A 10768-nucleotide genomic window follows, 5' to 3' on the forward strand; every position below is an offset into this window, starting at 1 on the left:
TGGACTACATGAACGAGCGCTACGGCAGCCCCGTCGGCGCCTGGAACTTCTGGCAGGCCAACCACTGGTACTAGGCCGCCACAGCACGAGCGCGGCCCGTACGCACACGAAAGACGCCCGACCGGAACACCCCGGCCGGGCGTCTTTCGCGTTCGATCAAACTTCAAATACTGCTCGATGGGTGCTTGGCACGTATTGACAGGGTGTAGCAAGGTGAGCGTTGATCACTGGGTTGATCCCACCCGGTGACCGTCGGTCATGTTTTCCGCTCACCTCACACCCGCTCGGAGACCCGTGTACCCGTCCCCGCACTCGTACCCCCCTGTCCAGCCGCCCGTCAGACGCTGGTGGCAGCATCCCGCGCTGATCATCGCGATGCTGGTGGTCATACCCCCGGTCGGCATCGCCCTCGCGTGGGCCGGACCGTGGGACAAGCCCAAGAAGATCATCGCGACCGTCCTCGCGGGCATCTGGTTCTTCGTGCCCTTCCTGACCGACGGCGGGAAGAAGGGCGCCGAGAACGGTCGTGACGGCAAGCCGGCCGTCACGCAGAGCAGCCCCGCGCCTTCGCCGACCTCCGCGGAACCGACTTCTTCGACGAGCCCCACGCCGCTGGAGACCCCCACGGCGATCACGACCCCCTCCGCCGCGGCCACGCCCACGCGCAAGGCGACCCCCACGCCCGCCCCGGCCAGGACCACGCAGGCTCCGAAGCCGCCCACCAGCGGAAACGACACCAGCGGCGGCTCCTCCACCACGTCCGGCGGATCCTCGTCGGGAGGGTCGTCCACCACCTCCGGCGGTGGCGGCAGCGTCTCGTACAAGAACTGTGACGCCGTCCGCGCCGCCGGCGCGGCGCCCATCCGTCGCGGGGACCCGGGCTACGGCAAGCACCTCGACAAGGACGGGGACGGCGTCGCCTGCGAGCGGTGACCCGCCCGCGGGCCCGCCCGCCCCGACCACGCCCGACTGAAGGCCAACCGCGCCGTCCTGGCGGCCGCCTCCGACGCGGCGGCCGCAGGCTGGAGATCGCGCTGAGCGGGCGACGCCCGCTCAGCGGCGGTGCAGGGTGTGCAGGGCTTCGAGCAGGACCCGGGGATCGTGGCCGCCCTTGTGGACCGGCGGCGGTTGCCGGTCCAGGCGGAGCAGCCGGGCCACGGCGGTCCAGGCGGTGCGCACCGAGTACTCGACGGTGAACACCACGTCGTCGGGGACCTCCGCGTACTGGCCGATGAAGGCCAGGTTGGTGGATCCGGACGGCACCACCTCGGGCCGGTCGCCGGCCTTGCGGACCAGGAACTGGCTGGTGATGTAAGGCATCAGGGCCGGCCGTACGATCGCGGACTCCAGGATCTGCTCGCCCTGCGCGAGACGCAGGTGCCCGAGCACCTCGGTGAGGATCTCGCGGCCGGTGCACGCGGCCATCGTCTTGCCCACGTGATCGCCCGGCTTGTCCGGGAAGAGGGCGTAACCCCACCACACGTAGGTGCCCTCGGGCTGGTCGTGGAAGTGCGGCTGGTGGTTGAGGACGATGGTCAGCAGCCAGGCGGAGTCCTTGAAGGTGATCAGTCCGCCCTTGCCGGCCTCGCTGCCGGAGAACTCCTCCATGGCCTTGAAGAAGGTCGGGTCCTGGGTGGTCACCGTGAAGGACCCCCAGGTCGAGTCCGCGACCGAGGAGTCGAAGACCGAGGGGTCGCCCAGGTGGGGCCGCTTGGCGGCCAGGGTCCGCCACAGTTGCCACGAGGCGTCCGGGGCACCGGTGTCGAGCACGGCGGGTGTGTCGGTGGTGCCGAGGGTGGAATTCGCGGTCATCGAACCGTTGGTGACGAACACCAGGTCCTCGGGTCCGACGGGGATCCGCGAGCCGGCACCGTCACGGGCGAGGGTGAGGGAGGTCGCGGTGATGCCGTCCCCATCGGCGAACTCCACGTCGGTGACCGTGGTGTTCGTCTCGATGACCACGCCCTGGTCCCGCAGCCACGCCCGGAGCGGGCGCACGATCGAGTCGTACTGGTTGAAACGGGTGCGGTAGATGCCCGACATGGTGTCGAAGGTCTTGAAGAGGTGCACGAACCGGTTGAGGTAGCGCCGGAACTCGATCGCCGAATGCCAGGGCTCGAAGGCGAAGGTCGTGCACCACATGTACCAGAAGGGAGTGGTGAAGAACTCCGGGGTGAAACAGTCGGAGATCCGCTTGCCGTCCAGGCGCGACTCGGGCAGGGCCGCGCACGCGACCAGGTCGAGCCGGTCGCGCTCCGAGAACCCCATGGAACGCGTGTCGACCCGCCGGCCCCCGGCGTCGACGAGGCGGGCCCGGTCGTTCCAGGCGAAGTCCTCGTGGAAGGCGAAGGTGTCCTCGGTGACCGAGGTGCCCGGCGCGTCCAGGGAGGGGATCGAGCGCAGCAGGTCGTAGGTGCACTCGAAGTGCAGCTCGAACATCCGCCCGCCCCGCATGGTGTACCCGCTCTCCGGGTCGCCCGCCGCGTCCAGACTGCCGCCGGTCCGGTCCTGGGCTTCGAAGAGCGTGATGTCCCCACCCGCGAAACCGCCCTCCCGGATCAGCAGCGCCGCCGCCGACAGGGAGGCGATGCCCGAACCCACGAGATAGGCCTTGGCCACGACGGGTCTCCGCTCGTCCGACGGCCGCGCCGCCCCCGGACGGGCCGCGCGCTCACCCGGCCAGCCGACCACCCCACGCGGGACCCCGCAATCCGGACGCGCCATCGGGGCGCCGGCCGCGCGGGACGGCGACCTCGACCGGTACCGGCTGCGGCGAACGGCGCCCCCGCCGCGCGCCGCTGTGTCAGAGTGCGGTGGGCGCGGGCGTCGCGGGCGACACCCGCGGGGGCGACGAGGGCACGGGGTACGGGGGCGCTGGGGCATGGCGGGATCACGGGGGCTGTTGTCCTTTTCCGACGCGTTGACGCTGCTGGGCACCGATCCGCCCGCCGTCGCCGCGCTGGACCGGGCGCTCGGCGGGGCGCTGAACCTCGCCACCGGCGGCGCCGGCGAGGGAATCCTGCGGATGGCCGACGCACGCGGGAGCGTGCTGTCGCTCGGCCGTGGCGCCGTGCACGGCATCGGCCGCAGCCTCGGCCGCGCGCAGGGCCGCGCCGAGCGCACCGAACTGCTGCACGCCGCCCACACCGTCATCGTCGTCCTCGCCTGGTTCCAGGCCCTGGAGGAACGCCGCCTGCCGGTCGCCCTCGACGACCTCCAGCTGACCCGCGCCGAACAGCTCGCCCTCGCGGGAGCCTCCCCGGCCACCGGGCGCGGAGCCGCGTTCGCCCGCTCGCTCGCCGCCGTCGACGCGCCGGTCCCCGCACCCCACCAGCCCTACGAAGCGGTCACCGACCGGCTGGGCCACTGGTACGAGGCCCTGTCCGAGCGGTTCCTCGACTTCGCCGAGGGGCTGCGGGTCTGGAGCGCGCGCACGGACGCCGAACGCGCCGAGGCCCGCCGGGCGCTGCGCACCGACCTGCCCCGCGAGGCCGTGCGGGAGTACGAGACGCTGTACGCGCGACTCGCCCAGGAGGCACCGGAGTTCGGGTTCTGGACCACGCAGGTCGAGCACCGGGCCACCCGGGCGGAGGTACGCCGCTCCCTCGCCGGGATCACCGAACTGCTCGCCGGCCTGCCGGGCACCGCACGCCCCGCGACCGACGTCGCCCTCGCCCTCGCCCGCGCCGCCGAGGCCGTCCTGGCCCGTCCCGTCCTGGACGCCTCGTCCGGCCCCGAGGGCGTCCGCGTCCCGACGCTGCGCGAGATCTACCTCGACCCGGACTTCCGGGTGCGCGAGGTGTCGGGCGGCGGAGCCCCGGCCACCGAGGCCTGGTGGCAGGAGGCCCCCGTGCGCCGGGACCTCACCGGGTACCTCGCGGGGGCGCTGACGTCCGCGGCATCGGCCGAGGCCCCGGTCCTCGTACTCGGCCAGCCGGGCGCGGGCAAGTCCGTCCTCACCCGGGTCCTGGCCGCACGACTGCCCTCCGCCGGCTTCCTGCCCGTACGGGTGCCGCTGCGCGACGTGCGCACCGAGGACGACCTCCAGACCCAGATCGAGCAGGCGGTGCGGACCGCGACCGGGGAGCGCGCCGCCTGGCCGGACCTGGTCCGCTCGGCCGGCGGCCTCGTCCCCGTCCTGCTCCTCGACGGCTTCGACGAACTGTTGCAGACCACCGGAGTCCACCACAGCGACTTCCTCACGCGGGTCGCCCGCTTCCAACGGCGCGAGGCGGAACAGCACCGCACCGTCCGCGCCCTCGTCACCAGCCGCATCGCCGTCGCCGACCGGGCCCGCTACCCCGAGGGCCTCGTCGCCCTGCGCCTCGAACCGTTCCACCCCGACCAGATACGTCGCTGGCTCGCCGTGTGGAACGAGCGCAACGCCGACCTCTTCGCCTCCCGGGGCCTGCGACCGCTGACCTGGGAGGCGGTCGAGCGGCACCGGGCGCTGGCCGCGCAACCGCTGCTGCTGACCATGCTGGCGCTGTACGACGCCGGTGACAACGCCCTCCACCGGGACGGCGACGGCCCCCTCGACGAGGCCGAACTGTACGAGGAACTGCTCGTCACCTTCGCCCGCCGCGAGATCGACAAGACCGGCCCCCACCACACCACCGCGTTCGACGACGAGGCCCGGGAACGCGCCGAACTCGAACTGCAACGCCTCTCCCTGGTCGCCTTCGCCGTGCACAACCGTCGCCGGCAGTGGGTCTCGGCCGCCGAACTCGACGAGGACCTCGCGGCCCTCCTCGGCCGCACCGCCGTCGAGGCCTCCGGGTTCCGCACCCCGCTCGGCGGCGCCGAGGTGGCACTCGGCCGCTTCTTCTTCGTCCAGCGCGCCCAGTCGGTGCGCGACGGCCACGTGCTCGCCACGTACGAGTTCCTGCACGCCACCTTCGGCGAGTACCTGGTCGTACGCCTCGCCCTGCACGTGCTCACCGGTCTCCTGGCGCACCGCCCGACCCTGGCCGCCGCCGAGAGCAGCGTCGACGACGACCTCGCGTACACCCTCCTGTCGTACGCGCCGCTGTCCTCCCGCCAGATGATGCGCTTCGCCGGCCACATGGTGGGCCGGATCCCCGCCGCCGAGCGGCGACGACTGGCCCGCCTGCTCATCGACGTCCTGGAACAGCACGGGCAGCGCACCCACGAACCGCACCGCGCCTACCGGCCCACCCGCTTCCCCGCCTCCCCGGGACTGCGGACCTCGGCCCGCCACGGCGTCTACGGGGCCAACCTGGTCCTCGTCATCCTGCTGCTGAAGGGCAGCGCCACCGCGCGCGAGCTGTTCCCGTCGTGGAACGACCACGGCAGCGCCTGGCACCGCCACGCGCTCCTGTGGCGCTCCTCCTTCGACGAGGAACAGTGGACCGACTTCGCGCTGTCCCTCACGGTGCGGCGCACCTGGGGCGAGCGGGGCCGGGAACTGGAGATCGGCCTGCGGACCGCGTCCCCGGAACCACCGGCCCCGGAACCGCCCGAGCCCGCGGACATGAACTGGCTGTACCGCTACCCCCGGGGCAACGACGGCCCGGGCTGGTCCCGCACCTACTGGGAGGAGCTCCGCCACAAGCTGGACGTCTCCGCGGGCACCAACGACGGTGTGGTGCGCCACGCCATGGACCCGGTCTTCGCCCGGCTCGGGCCGGCCGTCACCACCTTCCTCACCTCCCCGGACGGGCCGGCCACCTCCCTGGCGCACGACGTGCTGGAACTGCTGCTCGGCGCCGGCGAGCTGTCGCCCGAGGAGGAGGGGGCGCTGCGCGCGCGGATCGTGCGCGGCCTCGACGGCGTTCCCCCCGAGGTGCGGGCCCGCATCGCGCGCGTCCTGCGGTGGGAGGACGGGCCGCCGGGGTCAGGGGCGTGACCGATCGCCGGAGCGGTGGCCCCGAGGAGCCGGGAGCGGCCGCGTCGACCGCCTGAGTTCCAGCCAGGCGGCCAGCCGCACATCGGGATCGTCGAGGTCGAGGTCGAACAGCTCCCGGGCGCGCCGCAGCCGGTGGCGCAGCGTGTTCGGGTGCACCCGCAGCCGGTCGGCGGCCGTCGCGATGTCGCCGAGCCCGTCCAGCCAGGCCGTGATCGAGGCCGCGTACGCGGTGCCGTGCGCCGCGTCGTGCGCGACCAGCTCGTCGATCCCGGTCATGCGCAGCCACGGATCACGCCGCAGCTCGTCACCGATCCGGTCGAGCAGGATCCGGTGGCGGACCTGCCCGAGCGTGGCCGGCGCGCTCCCGGCGGGCGCGTCCACCGTGGCCCGCAGGATCGCCTCGGTCTCCCCGCGCAGGGAGAGCGCGGCGGACGCGTCCTGCCCCGAGCGGCTCACGGCGGCCCGCACCGCGGGCGAGACCGCGCGACGCACCGCGGCGAGCGCGGCCTCGGCGAACCGGCGCCCGTCCGCGTCCCGCGTCGAGTGCGGCAGCAGGACGAAGACCACCCCGGCCGTCGTCGCGACGGTGGCGTCCGGGCGGTGGGCCGCCGCGTGCCGCACCACCTCGGACTCCGCGTGTTCGAGGACCGTCGCCGAGGCGGCGGCCGACCCCGCGACCGACCCCGCGTACGCCTCCCCGTTCGCCGGGGCCGAACCGGGCGGGGTCGTACCGGGCGGGGTCGTACCGGGCGGGGCGAAGCCCAGCAGCCGGAAGGGAACCCCGCCGCCGACCCCGAGGAGCGCGCGGGACTCCCGGGGCGCCGTACCCGACTCCAACAGCGTCAGGAGCGTCTCGCGGCGCAGCCGCCGGTTGGCCTCCGGCAGGTTCAGCAACCTCAGCAGGTGCGGGGCGACGAGCCGCGCGGTCTCGGTGAGGACCGCCAGGCCCTCTTCGCAGATGCCCTCCTCCGGTTCGATCACCCACAACGTGCCCAACGGCAGCGTGCCGGCCCGCACCGCCACGGCGGCCCGCGGCAGTTCCGCGCCGATGGCCGGGAAGCGCACCACCTCCTCGGAGGACAGCACCCGCTGGTACTGCCGCGGTTGCTCGGGCAGGTCCGGCCAGTTCTCCACGCGGCGCGAGAGGATGCCCCGCTCGCGGGGCGCGTCGATGCGCACGCCCGGGACGCTCGAATAGGCGACGACCCGCCGCGCCAGGTCCTCCACCACGGCCGCACCGCCCACCACCGAGGCCAGATGGTCCGTGAGGGCGTACAACTCGCCCCCCATCGGCACCGCCCCGAGCAGGGCCGTCGTACCGGCGCCGGTGAGCGCGCAGCTCAGCACGGCGTCGACGTTGCGCCACGGCAGGTCGTCCTCGGCGGCCAGCACGGCCACACCGTGCCGCTCGGCCTCGGCCACGAACGGGTCGATGTCGCGTCCGCGACGCTTCACCACGACGACCGTGCAGCCCCGGGCGGCGGCGAAGCCCGGCAGCGTCAGCGCACCCGGATCGCCGGGATCGACCCCGACCAGCAGGAGGAGCCCGCCGGGGGAGTCCGCGACCCGATCACCGGCGTCGTGGATGACCGTGCCCCGCACGGGCACGCCCAGACCGTCCGGGGCGGCGAGCAGCCGGATGCCCGCGGGGCCGGCGCCGTCCAGCACCCCGCCGAGGGTGGCGGCCCCGTCGGAAGGCGCGGGGGCCGTTGGGAGATCGGACAACGCGAGCCGCCTTTCGTAGGCCGATCGGCAGCGGCGCTCGCGCCGAGGCGTTGCCAGGATAGCCACCGGAGATCACCCGCCGAACCGAACGGAAACCCGTCCCATGATCCTCGACCGCCCCGGGGCACCCACCGGCCGCACCCTGCTGGACCTCTTCCCGGACGGCTCCGACCTGGACGAACACGGCCACCTCCAGGTCGGCGGGTGCCGCCTGGCCGACCTCGCCGAGCGGTTCGGCACCCCCGCTCTCGTGGTCGACGAAGAAGCCCTGCGCGGTCGGGCGAGGGCCTACCGCCGCGCGCTCGACGAGCATTGGCCGAACAGCCAAGCCGTCTTCGCCTCCAAGTCCTTCCCCTGCACCGAGGTGGTCCGCACGCTGGTGGAGGAAGGCCTCGGCGTCGACGTCGCCGGAGGCGGTGAACTCGTCACCGCCCTGGCCGCCGGAGCCGACCCCGCGCACATCGTCATGCACGGCAACGCCAAGACCGACGAGGAACTCGCCATGGCCGTCGCGGCCGGCGTCGGCACCGTGGTCGTCGACAACCTGCGCGACCTGGAACGGCTGGAGGCACTGGTCACCCGCGGACGACAGGCCGTGCTGCTGCGCGTCGTCCCCGAGGTCGACGCCGACACCCACGCCGCCATGCTGACCGGACACCGAGGTTCCAAGTTCGGCCTGACGGGCCCCCAGGCCGTGGAGGCCGCGGCCCGCATCCGCCGCGGTTCCCGGCTGCGCCTCGACGGACTGCACGTACACGTCGGGTCCCAGCTCATGGACCTCACCCCCTTCCGGCGGGCCGTCGAGGCCGTCGCCGACCTCCCCGGGCTCGGCCGCCACGGCGTCTACGACCTCGGCGGCGGGCTGGGCGTGCGCTACACCCACACCGACCGGCCGCCGACGATCGAGGAGTACGTCAGGACCCTCGCCGACGCCGCGCGCGAACTCCTGCCCGCCGATGCCCGGATCATCGTCGAACCCGGGCGCTCGCTCGTCGCACCGACCGCCGTGACCCTCTACCGCGTGGTCACGGTCAAGCCCGGCGAACGCCCGCTGGTCGCGGTCGACGGAGGCATGGCCGACAACCTGGAACCGATGCTGTACGGCCAGCGGTTCGAGGCCACCGTCGTGGACCGCGTCGGGGGAGGGGAGGCCTGCGATCTGGTCGGCCGGCACTGCGAGTCGGGCGACACCCTCATCCGCGACGTCCCGTTGCGCTCCCCGCGCGCCGGCGACGTCGTCGCCGTGCCCGTGACCGGCGCCTACTGCCACTCCCTGGCCAACAACTACAACGGCGCGCGCAGGCCCGCCGTCGTCTTCTGCCGGGACGGCCGGGCCCGGGAGGCGGTCCGCCGCGAGACCTACGCGGACCTGCTGCGCCGCGACACCGGCGCCGTCCACCCCCGCGCCCTGCCCTTCCTGTAGCCGCCCCTCCAGCCGATCGGAGACGTCATGTCCACCTCCGCCCATGCGGCCACCACCCCCGCGACCGCCACGCCCGAGCCCGCGACGCCCGCGACCACCACCTCCGTGCCCGCGACGGCCGGATCCGCGACCGGCCGCGCGGTGGCGGCCGCCGAAGCCCACAGCGCGCACAACTACCACCCCCTCCCGGTGGTCATCGCCTCCGCCGAGGGAGCCTGGACCACCGACATCGAGGGCCACCGCCGGCTCGACCTGCTCGCCGGGTACTCGGCCCTGAACTTCGGCCACCGCAACCCCCGCCTGATCGCCGCCGCGAAGGCGCAGCTCGACCGCGTCACCCTGACCTCCCGCGCCTTCCACCACGACCGGTTCGCCGAGTTCTGCGCCCGGCTCGCCGAGCTGTGCGGGATGGAGGTCGTCCTGCCGATGAACACGGGCGCCGAAGCCGTCGAGACCGCCGTCAAGGTGGCCCGCAAATGGGGCTACCGGGTCAAGGGCGTGCGCCCCGACCACGCCCGGATCGTCGTCGCCGACGGCAACTTCCACGGCCGCACCACGACAGTCGTCTCCTTCTCCGGCGACCCCGACGCCCGGGCCGACTTCGGCCCCTTCACCCCGGGCTTCGACATCGTCCCCTTCGGGGACGCCGCCGCGCTGGAGGCGGCCCTCACCGACGACACCGTCGCCGTCCTGATCGAACCGATCCAGGGCGAGGCCGGCGTACGGGTCCCGCCCCCCGGCTACCTCACCCGCGTCCGGGAACTCACCGCGGATAGCGGCGTCCTCCTCATCGCCGACGAGATCCAGTCCGGGCTCGCGCGCACGGGCCGCACCTTCGCCTGCGAGCACGAGGGGGTCACCCCGGACGTGTACCTGCTCGGCAAGGCGCTCGGCGGGGGACTCGTCCCCGTGTCGGCCGTGGTCTCCTCACAGGCCGTACTGGGCGTCCTGCGCCCCGGACAGCACGGCTCCACCTTCGGCGGAAACCCGCTGGCCTGCGCCGTCGCCCTCGAAGTCATCGACATGCTGGGCACCGGCGAGTTCCAGGAACGGTCCGCGCGCCTGGGAGCCCGACTGCACGGCCGACTCGACGAGCTCACCGCGGCGGGTCTGATCGAGAGCAGCCGCGGCCGGGGCCTGTGGGCCGGCGTGGACGTTCCGCCGCGCCACGGCAGCGGCGGCGAGATCGCGCGCCGGTTGCTCCGGAGCGGCGTCCTGGTGAAGGAGACCCACGGCAGCACGATCCGACTGGCCCCGCCCCTGGTCATCGAAGAGGCCGACCTGGACTGGGGCCTCGATCGCCTCGCGGAGGTCTTGGCGCGTCCGGCCTGACCGTCTCGGAACCCAAGGCGCGGAGCCCTCGAAACCGTCGATCCCGAGGGGATTCCGGCACCGGACCCAGCGCGGAAAAGGGGTACGAAGGGTGACTTTCCGTAAGGAAAATGCCCTGTCGGGGTGACTCGCCCCATAGGACCCACGTCACATACGAAGCGGGATCGTAGGCCCCGCGCGCCACGATCCCGCACCCTCGCCCCGGTTCGCCGGGCCTGGTGTGTGGGGGTGGGGTAGTAGTGGGGCTCGTTGCCGGCGGGTCGGGGGGTCGGTAGAACTGGATGAGTCGCAAGGCGGCGGGGTCGCTTTCCCCGCCTGCCGGATGTTCCCCTCTCCCTGGCGTGAGTGGTTCACGCATGTCCTCGGCATGCCCGCGACCGTCCTTGTCCCCTTCGGAAGGTCCCTCCGTGTCCAACGCC

6 protein-coding genes and 1 pseudogene are annotated in these 10768 nt (G+C 73.6%); 5 read left to right on the forward strand and 2 right to left on the reverse strand.

What is annotated here, in order from left to right:
- A pseudogene (locus AB0D01_RS38965) lies at positions 1–74 on the forward strand (lytic transglycosylase domain-containing protein); the annotation flags it as partial.
- A gap of 307 nt (positions 75–381) precedes the next feature.
- Positions 382–933: an excalibur calcium-binding domain-containing protein gene (locus AB0D01_RS38970; protein ID WP_363064031.1), complete on the forward strand. Its 552-nt coding sequence runs from the start codon at positions 382–384 to the stop codon at positions 931–933.
- A gap of 120 nt (positions 934–1053) precedes the next feature.
- On the opposite strand, the gene AB0D01_RS38975 is transcribed toward AB0D01_RS38970, so the two are convergent.
- On the reverse strand, positions 1054–2883 hold the full coding sequence (locus tag AB0D01_RS38975; RefSeq protein WP_363064033.1) for an oleate hydratase: 1830 nt from the start codon (positions 2881–2883) through the stop codon (positions 1054–1056).
- A gap of 19 nt (positions 2884–2902) precedes the next feature.
- Here AB0D01_RS38975 and AB0D01_RS38980 point away from each other — a divergent pair, with 19 nt between their 5' ends.
- A complete protein-coding gene (locus tag AB0D01_RS38980; protein ID WP_363064035.1) occupies positions 2903–5869 on the forward strand; it encodes a hypothetical protein in 2967 nt (988 codons plus the stop codon).
- Here the strand turns inward: AB0D01_RS38980 and AB0D01_RS38985 are convergent.
- A complete protein-coding gene (locus tag AB0D01_RS38985) occupies positions 5858–7594 on the reverse strand; it encodes a helix-turn-helix domain-containing protein (protein WP_363064037.1) in 1737 nt (578 codons plus the stop codon). The two genes, AB0D01_RS38980 and AB0D01_RS38985, sit on opposite strands and share 12 nt — an antisense overlap.
- 103 nt (positions 7595–7697) lie before the next feature.
- On the opposite strand from AB0D01_RS38985, the gene lysA reads away from it, so the two are divergent.
- Together lysA and rocD are read left to right on the forward strand one after the other, a co-directional pair.
- Positions 7698–9017, forward strand: coding sequence for a diaminopimelate decarboxylase (gene lysA, locus AB0D01_RS38990; protein WP_363064039.1), 1320 nt, complete (start codon positions 7698–7700; stop codon positions 9015–9017).
- Between the two features lie 27 nt (positions 9018–9044).
- Positions 9045–10349 carry an ornithine--oxo-acid transaminase gene (gene rocD / locus AB0D01_RS38995; RefSeq protein ID WP_363064041.1) on the forward strand — a complete coding sequence of 435 codons (1305 nt, stop codon included), beginning with the start codon at positions 9045–9047 and terminating at the stop codon, positions 10347–10349.
- Positions 10350–10768: the final 419 nt, after the last annotated feature.

Source organism: Streptomyces sp. NPDC048606 (genome assembly GCF_040650855.1).
In the GTDB taxonomy this organism is placed as follows: Bacteria; Actinomycetota; Actinomycetes; order Streptomycetales; family Streptomycetaceae; genus Streptomyces.